At 61.8% G+C, this 15,351-nt stretch carries 15 protein-coding genes; 13 read left to right on the forward strand and 2 right to left on the reverse strand.

Annotation, left to right across the window (positions count from 1 at the left end; translation table 11 throughout):
* Positions 1-31: 31 nt before the first annotated feature.
* Positions 32-1,201, forward strand: a complete 1,170-nt coding sequence (locus tag ACS5Q1_RS32585; protein WP_473102103.1) for an MFS transporter — start codon at positions 32-34, stop codon at positions 1,199-1,201.
* On the opposite strand, the gene queF is transcribed toward ACS5Q1_RS32585, so the two are convergent.
* A complete protein-coding gene (queF, locus tag ACS5Q1_RS32590; protein ID WP_203439530.1) occupies positions 1,186-1,635 on the reverse strand; it encodes a preQ(1) synthase in 450 nt (149 codons plus the stop codon). The genes ACS5Q1_RS32585 and queF overlap by 16 nt on opposite strands.
* A gap of 147 nt (positions 1,636-1,782) precedes the next feature.
* Here queF and eno point away from each other — a divergent pair, with 147 nt between their 5' ends.
* The 7 genes from eno to lpdA all read left to right on the forward strand — a co-directional run bounded on the left by eno (position 1,783) and on the right by lpdA (position 10,076).
* Positions 1,783-3,066, forward strand: coding sequence for a phosphopyruvate hydratase (eno, locus tag ACS5Q1_RS32595; RefSeq protein ID WP_473102104.1), 1,284 nt, complete (start codon positions 1,783-1,785; stop codon positions 3,064-3,066).
* Positions 3,067-3,289: 223 nt separating this feature from the next.
* The gene (locus ACS5Q1_RS32600; protein WP_203439528.1) at positions 3,290-3,604 is read left to right on the forward strand and encodes an FtsB family cell division protein; all 315 of its coding nucleotides are present in this window, start codon (positions 3,290-3,292) and stop codon (positions 3,602-3,604) included.
* A 172-nt stretch (positions 3,605-3,776) separates the two neighbouring features.
* Entirely contained in the window at positions 3,777-4,838 is a 1,062-nt protein-coding gene (gene pdhA, locus ACS5Q1_RS32605; RefSeq protein ID WP_473102105.1) for a pyruvate dehydrogenase (acetyl-transferring) E1 component subunit alpha, read from the forward strand.
* A 63-nt stretch (positions 4,839-4,901) separates the two neighbouring features.
* A complete protein-coding gene (locus ACS5Q1_RS32610; protein ID WP_473102106.1) occupies positions 4,902-6,353 on the forward strand; it encodes a pyruvate dehydrogenase complex E1 component subunit beta in 1,452 nt (483 codons plus the stop codon).
* Positions 6,354-6,357: 4 nt separating this feature from the next.
* Positions 6,358-6,654 (forward strand): DUF5076 domain-containing protein, encoded by a 297-nt coding sequence (locus ACS5Q1_RS32615; RefSeq protein WP_473102107.1) that lies wholly within the window; start codon positions 6,358-6,360, stop codon positions 6,652-6,654.
* 29 nt (positions 6,655-6,683) lie between these two features.
* Positions 6,684-8,048, forward strand: coding sequence for a pyruvate dehydrogenase complex dihydrolipoamide acetyltransferase (locus ACS5Q1_RS32620; RefSeq protein ID WP_473102108.1), 1,365 nt, complete (start codon positions 6,684-6,686; stop codon positions 8,046-8,048).
* Between the two features lie 588 nt (positions 8,049-8,636).
* Positions 8,637-10,076: a dihydrolipoyl dehydrogenase gene (lpdA, locus tag ACS5Q1_RS32625; protein WP_473102109.1), complete on the forward strand. Its 1,440-nt coding sequence runs from the start codon at positions 8,637-8,639 to the stop codon at positions 10,074-10,076.
* 84 nt (positions 10,077-10,160) lie between these two features.
* Here the strand turns inward: lpdA and ACS5Q1_RS32630 are convergent, their stop codons facing one another.
* Positions 10,161-11,063 carry a DMT family transporter gene (locus ACS5Q1_RS32630; protein WP_473102110.1) on the reverse strand — a complete coding sequence of 301 codons (903 nt, stop codon included), beginning with the start codon at positions 11,061-11,063 and terminating at the stop codon, positions 10,161-10,163.
* 98 nt (positions 11,064-11,161) lie between these two features.
* Between ACS5Q1_RS32630 and ACS5Q1_RS32635 the strand changes: the two genes are divergently transcribed.
* The 5 genes from ACS5Q1_RS32635 to ACS5Q1_RS32655 all read left to right on the forward strand — a co-directional run bounded on the left by ACS5Q1_RS32635 (position 11,162) and on the right by ACS5Q1_RS32655 (position 15,344).
* Positions 11,162-12,571, forward strand: a complete 1,410-nt coding sequence (locus tag ACS5Q1_RS32635; RefSeq protein WP_473102111.1) for an aminotransferase-like domain-containing protein — start codon at positions 11,162-11,164, stop codon at positions 12,569-12,571.
* A gap of 26 nt (positions 12,572-12,597) precedes the next feature.
* Positions 12,598-13,095, forward strand: coding sequence for a GFA family protein (locus ACS5Q1_RS32640; protein WP_473102112.1), 498 nt, complete (start codon positions 12,598-12,600; stop codon positions 13,093-13,095).
* Between the two features lie 163 nt (positions 13,096-13,258).
* Positions 13,259-13,552, forward strand: coding sequence for a GIY-YIG nuclease family protein (locus ACS5Q1_RS32645; RefSeq protein WP_473102115.1), 294 nt, complete (start codon positions 13,259-13,261; stop codon positions 13,550-13,552).
* Positions 13,553-14,174: 622 nt separating this feature from the next.
* Positions 14,175-14,408, forward strand: a complete 234-nt coding sequence (locus ACS5Q1_RS32650) for an AAA family ATPase (RefSeq protein WP_473102113.1) — start codon at positions 14,175-14,177, stop codon at positions 14,406-14,408.
* Positions 14,409-14,573: 165 nt separating this feature from the next.
* Entirely contained in the window at positions 14,574-15,344 is a 771-nt protein-coding gene (locus tag ACS5Q1_RS32655) for a hypothetical protein (RefSeq protein WP_473102114.1), read from the forward strand.
* Positions 15,345-15,351: the final 7 nt, after the last annotated feature.

The raw sequence follows: 15,351 nt of genomic DNA on the forward strand, positions 1-15,351 counted from the left end.
CTCCCTTCACGGCCTCATTCGTTAGGATGCCATGTCCTCCCGCAACCTGATCCTGATCCTCGCCACCAGCGGCTTCGCGAGCACGTTCTCCGGCCGCGCGGTCGAGCCGATGGTCGGGGTCATTGCCCGGGACTTAAGCTCCACGCCGCAGACCATCGCGCTTCTCTCGGCTGCTTTCGCGCTGCCCTATGCCTTCATCCAGCCGGTGTTGGGACCTGTCGGCGACGCGCTCGGAAAGGAGCGCGTCATGAAGGTGGCGCTGGCGCTGCTCTTTCTGGCTCTGGCCGGCTCCATCTTCGCGCCGAACGTGGAAACGCTGTTCACCCTCCGCATCATCGCCGGCGCGGCCGCAGGCGGAGCGGTGCCGCTCTCGATCGCGCTGATCGGCGACCGGGTCGAGATGGCCCGACGCCAAATCGCGCTGAGCCGCTATCTCGTTGCTGTCATCATTGGCCAGCTCGCCGGATCGTCTTTCGCAGGGCTTCTGGCGGAGCTGATCGGCTGGCGAGGGGTATTCGGCCTTTCCTCCATCATGATGGCATTGGCGCTTGCCGCGACAGTCATCGGCTTCAGAGGCGCGTTGCCAGGCGGCCAATTCGATCCGCGCACGGCCATCCTGCGCTACCGGGATATCCTCTCCAACCCGCGCGCCTTGTTCCTCTTCGGCTCCGTCTTCGTCGAAGCCATCGCGATCTTCGGCATCTTCCCCTATGTGGCGCCGCTGTTGGAGGAGCGCGGTGGGGGCGGGGCTGCGGAGGCCGGCTTCGCCATCGGCGGCTTTGCCATTGGTGGCCTGATCTATTCGGCCCTCGTCACCTGGATGCTGAGGCGCCTCGGCATCGGCAAAATCCTCATGGGCGGAGGCTTCTTTGCCGGGGCTGCGCTCGTCGTTCTGGGTCTCGGCGGCGACTGGAAGCTCGATGCATTCGCCCTTCTGCTGATGGGGCTGGGCTTCTACATGCTCCACAACACCTTCCAGGCCCAGGTGACGGAAGTGGCGCCCAACGCGCGCGCCTCAGCGGTCGCGCTCCATGCCTTCTCGTTCTTCTGCGGTCAGGCGCTCGGTGTCGTCCTCATGGGTTTCGGCCTGCGCAACATCGGGCTGACCGGAGCGACGGGAATCGCCGCCCTGATCATCGTTGGCGTCGGTCTGACCGCTTCGTACGTCCTGACCAAGCCTGCGGCTCAACGGGCGCGGTAGGGCGCCACGCCCTGGTCGGGCAGCCACAGGTTCTTCGGCAGCTCGCCCGTCTGCCAGAACACGTCGATGGGGATGCCGCCCCGCGGGTACCAGTAGCCGCCGATCCGCAGGTAGCGCGGCTCGAGCAGATCTGCGAGCCGCTTGCCGATAGCGACCGTGCAATCCTCGTGGAAGGCGCCGTGGTTGCGGAAGCTGTGCATATAGAGCTTGAGCGACTTCGACTCGACCAGCCACGGTCCCGGCACGTAATCGATCACCAGGATCGCAAAATCTGGCTGGCCCGTGACCGGGCAGAGGGACGTGAATTCCGGCACCGTGAAGCGGGCGAGGTAGTCCGTATCCTGATGCGGGTTCGGCACCCGATCGAGCTGCGCTTCCTCGGGGGATTGGGGCTGGGCACTGACGTGGCCGAGCTGGAGGGTGGTTTCCGTCATCTGGAATTGACCTTGGATTGATAAAGGGAAAGCTCTTGCCGTCCTTGCTCACATGGGCATTTCGGTCAATAAGCCAATTCATGACTTGAGGCCGCACCCGTCGCACGGGCGGAAATAGCGGCACTTCAGCCAGCAGGAGCCCGCTCAATGACAGCGATTATCGACGTTTTCGCCCGCCAGATCCTCGACAGCCGGGGCAATCCCACCGTCGAGGTGGATGTGACCCTCGAAGACGGCTCCATGGGCCGCGCCGCCGTGCCCTCCGGCGCCTCCACCGGCGCCCACGAGGCGGTCGAACTGCGCGACGGCGACAAATCGGTCTATCTCGGCAAGGGCGTGCTCAAGGCCGTGGACGCGGTCAACAACGAGATTCTCGATGCCATCGGCGGCATGGATGCGGAGGAGCAGATCGCCATCGACGAGACCATGATCGAACTCGACGGCACCCCGAACAAGGCCCGCCTCGGCGCCAATGCCATTCTCGGCGTGTCGCTGGCGGTCGCCAAAGCCGCGGCCGAGGCCTCGACCCTGCCTCTCTATCGCTATGTGGGCGGCACGCAGGCCCGCGTTCTGCCTGTGCCGATGATGAACATCATCAACGGCGGCGCCCACGCGGACAATCCGATCGACTTCCAGGAATTCATGATCTTGCCCGTCGGCGCGCCGACGCTGGCCGAGGCCGTGCGCATGGGCGCCGAGGTGTTCCACACCCTCAAGAAGGCGCTCAAGGATGCCGGCCACAACACCAATGTGGGTGACGAAGGCGGCTTCGCCCCGAACCTGCCTTCCGCCGAGGCCGCCCTCGACTTCATCATGAAGTCCATCGAGCAGGCCGGTTACAAGCCGGGCCAGGACATCGTGCTCGGCCTCGACTGCGCGGCCACCGAGTTCTTCAAGAACGGCGCTTATGTCTATGAGGGTACGGGCCAGAAATTCAACCCGCAGCAACAGGCCGAGTATCTGGCGAAGCTCGTCTCCGCCTATCCCATCGCCACCATCGAGGACGGCATGTCCGAGGACGACTGGGAGGGCTGGAAGGCCGTGACGGATCTCATCGGCAACAAGTGCCAGCTCGTGGGCGACGACCTCTTCGTCACCAACGTGGATCGTCTGTCGGAGGGCATCAAGAAGGGCGTCGCGAACTCGCTCCTCGTGAAGGTGAACCAGATCGGTTCGCTCACCGAGACGCTCGCCGCCGTCGAGATGGCTCACCGTGCCGGCTACACCGCCGTCATGTCGCACCGCTCGGGCGAGACGGAGGATTCCACCATTGCGGATCTCGCCGTTGCAACCAATTGCGGGCAGATCAAGACCGGCTCGCTCGCCCGTTCGGACCGGACGGCCAAGTACAACCAGCTCATCCGCATCGAGGAAGAGTTGGGCGATCAGGCGAGGTACGCAGGCCGCGCGGCGTTGAAGGCGCTGGGTTGAGTTCGAGTTATATCGATGCACCGAGAAAGCCGCCGCGAGGCGGCTTTTTCTTTTCTGCTCATCGTCATGGCCGCACTCGTTGCGGCCATCCACGTCTTTAGGAAACGCGACCTTGCAAAGACGTGGATCCCCGGAACAAGTCCGGGGATGACGGCGAGGGTTGGAGATGAAGTGTGCGCAACCTCTAACGCCTCCTTAACCATGTCGCTGTAAGACTCACGCCATGGTAATCCGCAGACGCGCACGACGATTTCTGATTCCGCTGGTGCTCTACAGCATCTCCGCGGCTGTCGCTGCATACTTCGTGCATCATGCACACAGCGGAGCGCGCGGTATCGAGGCCCAACAAAAGTATGAAGCACAGGTCGCCGAACTTTCCGCGGAGCTCGACGGTTTAAAGACACAGCGCTCCGATTGGGAGCGTCGCATCGCGCTGCTTCGGAGCGATCAGATCGACCGCGATCTGCTCGAAGAAAGGGCGCGTGTAATGTTAGGACGTGTGCACAGGAACGACCTCGTGATCATCACGGGACCATAATTAATAATAACTTAAAAGTTCTGCTTAACTGAATTTCAGTTGATCGAAAATAACGAAGATTTTTCATTGGCTTGCGCGTTTTATTGTGCAGCGCAAAACACCTTTTGGGGCTCTCGATTTCCGATTCCGACTGCGCTACAACTTTCGTCGAGGAAACCCTTCGGAGGACCCGATGGCTGTTGCTGCCCGCAAGGCGGGCCGTGCCGGTGTAGGCACGGCTAACAAGACTACTTCCAGCAAAGGCTCCAATCGCGGAGCTGCCCCCAACACCCCACAATTCGACAAGAACCAGGACCAGTCGGCCTATTACGACATGCTTCTGATCCGGCGCTTCGAGGAGAAGTCCGGCCAGATGTACGGCATGGGCCTGATCGGTGGTTTCTGTCACCTCTACATCGGCCAGGAGGCTGTCGTCGTCGGCATGCAGATGACGACGAAAGATGGCGACCAGGTGATCACCGGTTATCGCGATCACGGTCACATGCTCGCCTGCGGCATGGATGCGAAGGGTGTCATGGCCGAATTGACGGGACGCCGCGGCGGTCTGTCGAAGGGCAAGGGCGGCTCCATGCACATGTTCTCCAAGGAGAAGCATTTCTATGGCGGCCACGGCATCGTCGGCGCCCAGGTGTCGCTCGGCACCGGCATCGCGTTCGCCAACCATTATCGCGACAACGGCAATGTCTGCCTGACCTATTTCGGTGACGGCGCTGCCAACCAGGGGCAGGTCTACGAGAGCTTCAACATGGCAGCGCTCTGGAAGCTGCCGGTTGTCTATGTGATCGAGAACAACCGCTATGCTATGGGCACGGCCGTCACGCGCGCTTCCGCGCAGACCGATTTCTCGAAGCGTGGTTTGTCCTTCGGCATTCCGGGCGAGCAGGTGGACGGCATGGACGTTCGCGCGGTCTATGCCGCTGGTCGCCGCGCCATCGAGCACGCCCGCTCCGGCAAGGGCCCGTATATCCTCGAGATGCAGACTTACCGCTACCGCGGCCACTCCATGTCCGATCCGGCGAAGTATCGCACGAAGGACGAAGTGACTCGCATGCGCGAAGAGTACGATCCGATCGAGCAGGTGCGCCGTCGTCTGCTGGAGACATGGAAGCTGTCGGAGGACGAGCTGAAGGCCATCGACAGCAAGGTGCGCGAGATCGTCAACGAGGCGGCCGAGTTCGCCACGCACGATCCCGAGCCCGATCCGTCCGAGCTCTACACGGATATCCTTCTGTAAGCGGCGCGTTGGCGTCGCTCTTCCCCGAATCTCGCCGCTGCGACAATCGAAACGAGTCTTTTAATGGCGATCGATATTCTCATGCCTGCCCTTTCTCCCACCATGGAGCAGGGCAAACTGGCCAAGTGGCTGAAAAAAGAAGGCGATCAGGTCAAGCCCGGTGACGTGCTGGCCGAAATCGAGACCGACAAGGCGACCATGGAGGTCGAGGCGATCGACGAAGGCGTCCTCGCCAAGATCCTGGTTTCCGACGGCACCGACAATGTCGCTGTGAACACTCCCATCGCGATTCTTGCGGGCGAAGGTGAGGATGTCTCCGCCGCCGCTGCGTCGGCGAAGGCACCGGCGGCTCCGGCGCAGGAGGCTCAAGCCGCCCCGACGCCCGACATGCAGCGCGAAGGCATGGCCGACCGGCCGTCGCCGGATTCGATTCCGGGCACCGATGCAAAGCCGGTGGCGGAGCCGGCTGCTCCTTACCTGATCCAGACCCGCACCGCGCACGACGCCATGGCGGAGATCCCGGAAGGCACCGAGATGGTCTCCATGACCGTCCGCGAAGCTCTTCGCGATGCCATGGCCGAGGAAATGCGCAAGGACGACAAGGTCTTTGTGATGGGTGAGGAAGTCGCCGAATACCAGGGCGCCTATAAGGTCACCCAGGGACTGCTGCAGGAATTCGGCCCGAAGCGCGTGATCGACACGCCGATCACCGAGCACGGTTTTGCCGGCGTCGGCGTCGGTGCGGCGTTCACGGGTCTGCGTCCGGTCGTTGAGTTCATGACCTTCAACTTCGCCATGCAGGCGATCGACCAGATCATCAACTCGGCCGCCAAGACCCTGTATATGTCCGGCGGCCAGCTCGGTGCGCCGATCGTGTTCCGCGGCCCGAACGGCGCGGCCGCCCGCGTGGGCGCGCAGCACAGCCAGGATTTCGCAGCCTGGTACTCGCAGATCCCAGGCCTCAAGGTCGTGTCGCCTTACACGGCTTCCGACGCCAAGGGGCTCCTCAAGAGCGCCATCCGCGATGCGAACCCGGTCGTCTTCCTGGAGAACGAGATCCTTTACGGCCAATCGTTCCCGGTGCCGAAGCTCGATGACTTCACGGTGCCGATCGGCAAGGCGCGCATCCATCGCCAGGGCAAGGATGTCACCATCGTGTCTTTCTCCATCGGCATGACCTATGCGCTCAAGGCCGCAGAGGAACTAGCGAAGGAAGGCATCGAAGCCGAGGTCATCGACCTGCGCACGATCCGTCCGATGGACACCGACACCATCGTCGCCTCGGTCATGAAGACCGGCCGCTGCGTCACGGTGGAGGAAGGCTATCCGCAATCGGGCGTCGGCTCCGAGATCGCCATGCGCATCATGGAGAACGCGTTCGATTATCTCGACGCTCCCGTGATCCGCGTCACCGGCAAGGACGTGCCCATGCCGTATGCGGCAAACCTCGAGAAACTCGCGCTTCCGTCGGTGGCCGAAGTGGTGCAGGCGGCGAAGGCCGTTTGCTACAGGTGACATCATGGCTGAGCGGAAATTCGAAGCCCTCAATGTTCCACCCGACGCCCTCGAAAAGGGCGGCGTCGAGATTCTGAGGGCTTCGGTGGTCGATGGAGCGGTAAGCATCGCGCTTCGCCGCGCCTTCGACGATCCGTTCACCTGGGGCGTGCTCCTCGTGGATCTCGCCCGTCACGCCGCGCGCGTCTACGCCATGGAAACGGAGTTCTCCGAGGAGGAGGCTCTCGCCGAGATCACCGTCGGCATTCAGGCCGAGTTGGATAATCCGAGCGATCCAGGCTCGACGCAGGCCATAAACTAATCCTTTCCAGATCAGGATCTATCAACGCCATGCCCATCAATATCCTGATGCCCGCCCTGTCTCCCACCATGGAAAAGGGCAACCTTGCCAAGTGGCTGAAGAAGGAAGGCGACACGGTGAAATCCGGCGATGTGATCGCCGAGATCGAAACCGACAAGGCCACCATGGAAGTGGAAGCCGTCGATGAAGGCATCCTCGCCAGGATCGTCGTTCCCGAGGGCACGGCCGATGTGCCCGTCAACCAGCTCATCGCGCTGATCGCAGGCGAGGGCGAGGACCCGAAGAGCATCACGGCTCCTGCCGCAGGCGGTGCCGCTCCGGCCGCAGCGCCGAAAGCTGAAGCCGCACCGGCTCCCGCTGCTGCGCCTCAGCCGCAGGCTGCGCCAGCTCCGAGTGCGCCCGCTCCCGCCGCAAAGCCCAACGGGGCAGGGCAGGCCGCCGGTAACCGCGTCTTCGCCTCGCCGCTCGCCAAGCGCATCGCGAAGGAAGCGGGCGTCGACATCGCATCGATCCGGGGCTCCGGTCCCCAAGGCCGTATCGTCGAGAAGGACGTGCGCGCTGCGCTCCAGGGTGGTGGCGCAAAACCTGCTCCCGCTGCAGCAGCGGCTCCTGCACCGGCTGCGAAGCCCGCGGCTCCGCAGCTCGCACCGAGCATGGGCGCCGATCAGGTCAAGGCCATGTTCGAGGCAGGCACCTACGAGGAAGTGCCTCTCGACGGCATGCGCAAGACCATCGCCAAGCGCCTCGTCGAGTCGAAGCAGACGGTGCCGCATTTCTATCTGTCGCTGGATTGCGAGCTCGATGCGCTCATGGCTCTGCGCGAGCAGATCAACAACGCGGCGGCTAAGGACAAGGACGGCAAGCCGGCCTACAAGCTCTCGGTCAATGACTTCGTCATCAAGGCGCTTGCCATCGCGCTCCAGCGCGTGCCGGCCGCCAATGCGGTCTGGGCCGAGGATCGCATCCTGAAAATGAAGCATTCGGATGTGGGTGTGGCGGTCGCCATCGAGGGCGGCCTGTTCACCCCGGTCGTCCGCAAGGCCGAGACCAAGACGCTTACAGCGATCTCGGCGGAGGTGAAGGACATGGCGGGCCGCGCCCGCACGCGTCGCCTCAAGCCCGAGGAATACCAGGGCGGCTCCACGGCAGTGTCGAATCTCGGCATGTTCGGCATCAAGAATTTCCAGGCCGTCATCAACCCGCCCCAGGGCACGATCCTCGCGGTCGGCGCCGGCGAGCAGCGGGTCGTGGTGAAGAACGGCGCTCCTGCCGTCGTCCAGGCCATGACCGTGACGCTCTCCTGCGATCACCGCGTGGTCGACGGCGCGCTTGGTGCCGAAGTCCTGGCCGCCTTCAAGCAGCTCATCGAGAACCCGATGGGGATGCTGGTTTAAGCCGGCGGGGGGAGCATCCTTATGTCGATCTGGGGTAAGGTTGCAGTCCTTCTCGCTGTGGCAACAAGTGTGGCTGCATGCGTGGGAGTGCGACCGCCTCTGGATGTTATGTCCGATCCGCCCGTGGAGGAGACGCGTGCGCTCTATGGCGGCTCCACGAGGATCACTTACATCCTCGGCCACGGATCCCAGGTGTCATACTCCTCAACGGACGGGAAGATCTATCTTTGGTATCCCGGCAATAAGGTGGTGCTGGAGGGCACCTGGAGTGTGAACCAAGGTAGAGAAGTCCGAGCCGAGGGGCCCAACGGTCCAATGATGCTGGCAGAGAATCGGATCTGTTTCAGATACGGCCCCAACACATATAATCCGGTAACGGGACAACGTGGCGGCGGTGGGGATTGTATGCGTACCAAGGCATACGGGAGATATGTAACCGAGTTAAGACGTGGTGACGTTTTCGGTTTAGCCCGTAGGCAAGAAGTTCCATTCGTCCGTTCTGGCGCTCCAACCACAATTGACGGCCTCTTGGCGCAAATGCCGTCCGGCTCTTGAGGTACTGCTCTCAGAGTCAGGGAGATTTCTCATATGGCAAACCAATACGACATCATCGTCATCGGCGGCGGGCCGGGGGGCTATGTGGCCGCGATCCGCGCGGCGCAGCTCGGGTTCAAGACCGCGGTCGTGGAGCGCGAGCATCTCGGCGGCATCTGTCTCAACTGGGGCTGCATCCCGACCAAGGCGCTGTTGCGCTCGGCCGAGATCTACCACTACATGGAGCATGCGAAAGATTACGGCCTATCGGCTCAGGGCATCGGCTTCGATGCTGCCGCCATCGTCAATCGTTCGCGCGGCGTCTCGGGCCGTCTCAACGGCGGCGTCGGCATGCTGCTCAAGAAGAACAAGGTCGACGTGATCTGGGGCGAGGCGAACATCTCCAAGCCCGGCGAGGTTGTCGTCACGGCGCCGAAGAAGGCCGCCATGCAGCCGCAGAACCCGGTGCCGAAGGGCGTGCTGGAGCCCGGCACCTACCAGGCCAAGAACACCATCATCGCCACCGGCGCGCGTCCCCGCGTGCTGCCCGGTATCGAGCCGGACGGCAAGCTGATCTGGACCTATTTCGAGGCGATGGTGCCGCCATCCATGCCGAAGTCGCTCATCGTCATGGGCTCCGGCGCCATCGGCATCGAGTTCGCCTCCTTCTACCGCACTATGGGTGCGGAGGTGACCGTGGTCGAGGTGCTGCCGCAGATTCTCCCCGTCGAGGATGCGGAGATTGCTGCTCATGCCCGCAAGCGCTTCGAGAAGCAGGGCATGAAGATTCTTTCGGGCGCCAAGGTCACGAAGGTGGAGAAGGGTGCGAACTCCGTCACCGCCACCATCGATGACGGCAAGGGCGGCACGCAGACGATCACCGCCGAGCGCATGATCTCGGCGGTCGGCGTCGTCGGCAACATCGAGAATCTCGGCCTCGAAAAGCTCGGGGTGAAGATCGACCGCGGCACCATCGTGACGGATGGCGTCGGCCGCACCAACGTGCCGGGCATCTATGCCATCGGCGACGTGGCCGGCCCACCCATGCTGGCGCACAAGGCCGAGCACGAGGGCGTGATCTGCGTCGAGACGATCAAGGGCCTGCACGCGCACGCCATGGACAAGGCGAAGATCCCGGGCTGCACCTATTGCAATCCCCAGGTCGCCTCCGTCGGTCTCACCGAGGCCAAGGCGAAGGAGCAGGGCTACGACATCCGCATCGGCCGCTTCCCCTTCATCGGCAACGGCAAGGCCATTGCGCTGGGTGAGCCCGAGGGTCTCGTGAAGACGATCTTCGACAAGAAGACCGGCCAGCTTCTCGGCGCCCACATGGTCGGCGCCGAAGTGACCGAGCTGATCCAGGGCTTCGTGATCGCCATGAATCTCGAGACCACGGAAGAAGACCTGATCCACGCCGTCTTCCCGCACCCGACGCTCTCCGAGACCATGCACGAGAGCGTGCTCGATGCCTATGACCGCGTGATCCATATCTGAGCGGGCACCGCCCGCTGGGATTTTTGACTGTCGCATGGCCGGGTTTGTCCCGGCCATTTGCTTTTTCGTGCAAGTCGATGCGGCTTATCGCGATGCGATTGCAAGTCCAGCCTTGGCCTCAGGCGGTTTTGCGAAGCGCTTCGCACCGGCCACACAGCCAATCACCGCGAGGGTGACGGCGATCATCGACCAGCCGACAGCCTCGTTCAGAAGCAGAGCCGACAGGACGAAACCGAAGAAGGGCTGGAGCAACTGCAATTGGCCCACGCCCGCGATGCCGCCCAGCGCCAGGCCGCGATACCAGAACACGAAGCCGATCAGCATAGAGAACAGCGAGACGTAAGCCAGCCCGAGCCAGGCGGGGAGGCCGATTCCGCTCCAGGAGGCGGGCAGCGTGAAAAGCGTGAGCCCGACAGTGACGGGTAGCGACAACACCAGCGCCCAGGAGATGACCTGCCATCCCCCCAGGCGCCGCGCGAGGCTCGCGCCTTCCGCATAGCCGAGGCCGCACAGCACGATGGCGCCCAGCATCAGCAGGTCGCCGATGGAAGAGGCCGAGCCGCTCTGGACCAGGGCGAAGCCGGCCACCAGCGCGCCGCCGATGCCTGAGAAGATCCAGAAGGCCGGCCGCGGCCGCTCGCTGCCCCGGATGACGCCGAAGATCGCTGTCGACAGAGGAAGCAGGCCGACGAAGACGATGGAATGCGCGGTGGTGATATGCTGAAGCGCGAGCGCGGTGAGCAGCGGAAAGCCGATCACCACGCCGGCTGAGACGATGGCAAGCGACAGGAGATCGCGGCGTTCGGGCCGCCTCTCACGCAGGCTTAACAGAAGCGCCGCACCCAACAAACCTGCGACGGTCGCCCGCGCGACGGTCAGAAACAGCGGGTCGAAATCGAAAACTGCAACGCGCGTCGCCGGCAGGGAGCCGCTGAAGATCAGCACCCCAAGAAAGCCGCTGACCCAACCCTCTGTCGTCTTGTCCATGCTCGCCTCCATGCTCCGATTTCATCGGAAAGGCATCGCTTTTCCAGAGACAGTGCAGTACAATCTTGCCGAACTGTCATGGAACAAGGGGCGGTACAGTGGACGATCTCTCGACGCTCAAGCCCGATGGAACGCTGGTCGAGCGCGTCATGCTCTCGATCCGCGGCCAGATCTCAAACCGCTCGCTCACGCCCGGCGCGAAGCTTCCCTCCATCCGCAATGTTGCCCGCACCATGCAGGTGTCGAAATCCACCGTGGTGGAGGCCTATGACCGGCTGGCGGCGGAAGGCGTCATCCGCTCCCGGCCCGGTGCCGGCTTCTATAGCGCCGCCCCGCTCGCGCCCCTGTCGCTGACGGAACTCGCACCACGTCTCGACCGCGCCATCGATCCGTTCTGGGTCTCGCGGCAATCGCTGGAGGCGAAGGACGAGGTGCTCAAGCCCGGCTGCGGCTGGCTTCCCAGCGCCTGGATGCCGGAGGAGGAGATCCGCCGCGCTCTGCGCAGCCTCGCCCGCTCGAAGGACATCGCCGGCCTCACGGATTACGGTACGCCGCTGGGCCTCAGTACCTTGCGCCAGTTCCTGTCGCGGCGCATGGCCGAGCAGGGGTTCCCGGCGCTGCCCGACCAGATCCTGCTGACGGATGCAGGCACGCAGGCGATCGATCTGGTATGCCGGCTGCTGATCCAGCCCGGAGACGTCGTGCTGGTCGACGACCCGTGCTACTTCAACTTCCTCGCGCTATTGCGCGCCCAGCAGGCCGTCGTGGTCGGCATTCCCTATACGCCGACGGGGCCGAACCTGGAGTTGTTCGAGCAGGCGCTCGTCCGGCATCGTCCGCGCCTCTACATCACCAATTCCGGCCTGCACAATCCGACGGGCGCCACGCTTTCCGCCGGCACGGCGCACAAGCTCCTCAAGCTCGCCGAGGACCACGATCTGATCGTCATCGAGGACGACATTTTCGCCGATTTCGAAACGGAGCCGGCGGCGCGTCTTGCGGCCCTCGACGGGCTCGACCGCGTCGTGCGGATCGGCAGCTTCTCCAAAACCCTCTCGGCATCCTTCCGCTGCGGCTACATCGCCGCAAAGCCGGACTGGATCGAGAAGCTCACGGATCTGCGCATCGCCACCGGCTTTGCCAGCAGCCGCCTGTCGGAGGAGATTGTGCTGAGCGTCTTAAGCAGCAGCGGCTACCGCAAATACATGGAGGCCCTGCGCACGCGGCTCTCAAGAGCCATGGCGGTGACCATCGCGCGCCTGCGCTCCCTCGGTATCGAGCCTTGGGTCGTGCCGAAGGCCGGCATGCTCGTCTGGTGCCGAATGCCGGACGGAATCGATGCGGCCGACGTGGCGCGCCATGCGCTGAACGAGGGCATCGTGCTCGCGCCCGGCAACGTTTTCAGCGCGTTGCAGACGGCGAAAAATTTCATGCGCTTCAACGTAGCCCAGTGCACGGATGAAAGAATTTTCGCCGTGATCGAGAAAGCGATGCGGCAGGCCGCGTGAGACGACGAAGACGAAACGACGACGCGATGGCGGATCAGGACGGAACACGGAACGGCGAATGCCGTTGCGGTCAGGTGCGGTTTCGCGTGCATGGCGCACCCATCGTCACCATGGCCTGTCACTGCACGGGCTGCCAGCGCATGACCGCCAGCGCCTTCTCGTTGAGCGTTCTTTATCCCAGCCAAAACTTCGAGGTGGTGCAGGGCGAACCCGTGATCGGCGGCCTTCACGGCGCCACGCGCCACTTCTTCTGCCCGCATTGCATGAGCTGGCTCTTCACCCGGCCCGAGGGCCTGGACGAATTCGTCAACGTGCGCACCGCCATGCTGGAGGATGCAGGAGAGTTTCCGCCCTATGTCGAAATGTACACGGGCGAGAAGCTGCCCTGGGCGACGACATCAGCCGTTCACAGCTTCGAAACCGATCCTTCGGACGAGCGGTTCATGGAGCTGGTGGCGGAGTTTGCGGAGTGGAATGGTTCGGGGCGGGGAAGGGGTGGTTCGTCGGCGGATGAGGCTCGATAGGACGCTCCCATCGCGGCTATAGGGAATTGAAGTGCATCCTCCGCCGTCATCCCCGGGCTTGTCCCGGGGATCCAGGTCTTAATCCGCGCAAAAAGACGTGGATGGCCGTGACGAGCACGGCCATGACGGTGGAGTGGTTGATGCGCCTGAGTATCATCGTCCGATGCAGAAGGGCGGCTGGGTTTACATCATGACCAACCGGCGCAACGGCACGCTCTATTGCGGCGTGACGAGCGACCTGTCCCGCCGCATATGGCAGCACCGCGAAGGCCTCATCGACGGCTTCACCAAGCAATATGGCCTCAAGCACCTCGTCTGGTACGAGCGCTTCGAGGACATTCGCGACGCAATCCAGCGCGAGAAAACTATCAAGCACTGGCCCCGCGCCTGGAAGGTCCGCCTTATTCACGGCATGAACCCGGATTGGGACGACCTCTATGAGATGCTGAACCGGTAGAGCGACGACGCTCGCACTCTCCGCCACAGCGCTTCCATTCCCCATCACGAGAGCGCCTCTGCCTCAACAGCCTCACCCGTCATGGCCGGACTTGTTCCGGCCATCCACGCCTTTCGCCGCAATGGACCATTTCCCTGTCGCCGTCCCTGGACGCGATCCAAAGAGCGAAGCGTCCATCCGCGACAGACGGTCCAAGCGTCATGGCCGTCCCCGGACTTGATCCGGGGATCAGTCCCGGCCATCCACATCTTAGGACCGGCAAGATTGCAGAGACGTGGATCCCCGGGACAAGCCCAGGGATGACGGCGAGGGTGTTTGTCGGGTGATCAAGACCGGAGTGACGTTTGAGAGGAACCAGCGCGCAAACAATCGCCGCCTCGCGCCCCAAGGGTCGTCCCATCCAGTAAGACTGATCCCCTCGCTCCATCGTCATGGCCGCCCTCCTGCTGCATGTAAGCTTGTCAAATGTTGCCCGAGATAGCGCCAATTTGCGGCGAGAGTTGAGAAGGACGTGTCAGCGGTCCGGCAGTTCTCATTTAGACGAAGGCAAGTGGATAGTCTCAATCGGTAGTTGACAGATACGTAACGGTATCTTGATATCTGTGGTCGGGAGGGGCGAAACTTGCGTTATAAATCTTTCAGAATTCAAAACTTCAAAGGCATTAAAGATACGACTATTAATCTTGAAAGTGTCGGTGGAGCGTCGGTCTTTGCTCTAGTCGGATTGAATGAGAGCGGGAAAACAACAGTATTAGAAGCAATTCATAGCTTTTCACCTGACTTTGCGACGAGTGAACTCCTAGGGGGGATGAGGGGACAGGTGTGCCTTATAAGGAACGTGTCCCGCGACACTTGATTTCCACGTTTACAGGCGACGTGTCTGTTTCGGCCACTCTATCTGTAACTGCCGCTGATAAGCAACTGATTGCTAAATCTCTTCTAGCGGCCCACAATTTGGAAATTGATATCGGCAGTTTTCCGTCAGAAGTTGTTTTCGAACGGCAACAACGATTCAAAGACGGTGATTACAAGTTTAATTTTTTTCAGCCTTCGCACTGCTGTCAAAGTTAAGGGAGCGAAACAGGGAAAATGGAGGGACCCTAATATCGATGAGGTTACCAAGATTCGAGACATTATTTACAAAAATACCCCCGATATAGCTTATTTCCCCACTTTTATTTTCGACTTCCCCGAAGCGATTTTTTTGACTGACAGGGGAGGAGTAGTAGATCGTTTTTATCGTCGGGTATTCCAGGACATACTGGATTTCGATGGCCGTGGTCACACAATCGATAAAGACATAGTTCGTCGCATTCGCGGCAAGGAAATGGTGGTGTCGTGGCTTTCCTTCCTTGCTGCATGGGGACAACATGATGACCGCACTAAGATCCAGCACGTCATGGACCGTGCAGGCTCTGCAGTTACCAAGCTGGTCTTTGGTAGATGGAATAAAATATTTGGTGAAGATACTAGAGGAAAGGAGGTCGTAATTTCATTCGAGGTGGTTGAAGGTGAAACACAAGATGCTAAGGGCGAAAAGCAGAAAACCCAAGAGCATGATGTTTATATCAAATTTCAGATAAGAGACGGCACACGTCGTTTTAATGTCAATGACCGCTCTTTGGGTTTCCGTTGGTTTTTTGCGTTTATGCTATTTACACAATTCCGAGTTGCGCGTTCTAAGGTCTGTGGGGATTCACGAGAGTTTGGGCTTATGATTCAAGCTCTTGATGGATCGCTATGTATTGACGGATGCCCAGTGGGCGAAGATGGAGCCGCATTGTCTGGGTAAGCCAACC

The organism is Microvirga sp. GN3 (assembly GCF_055792825.1).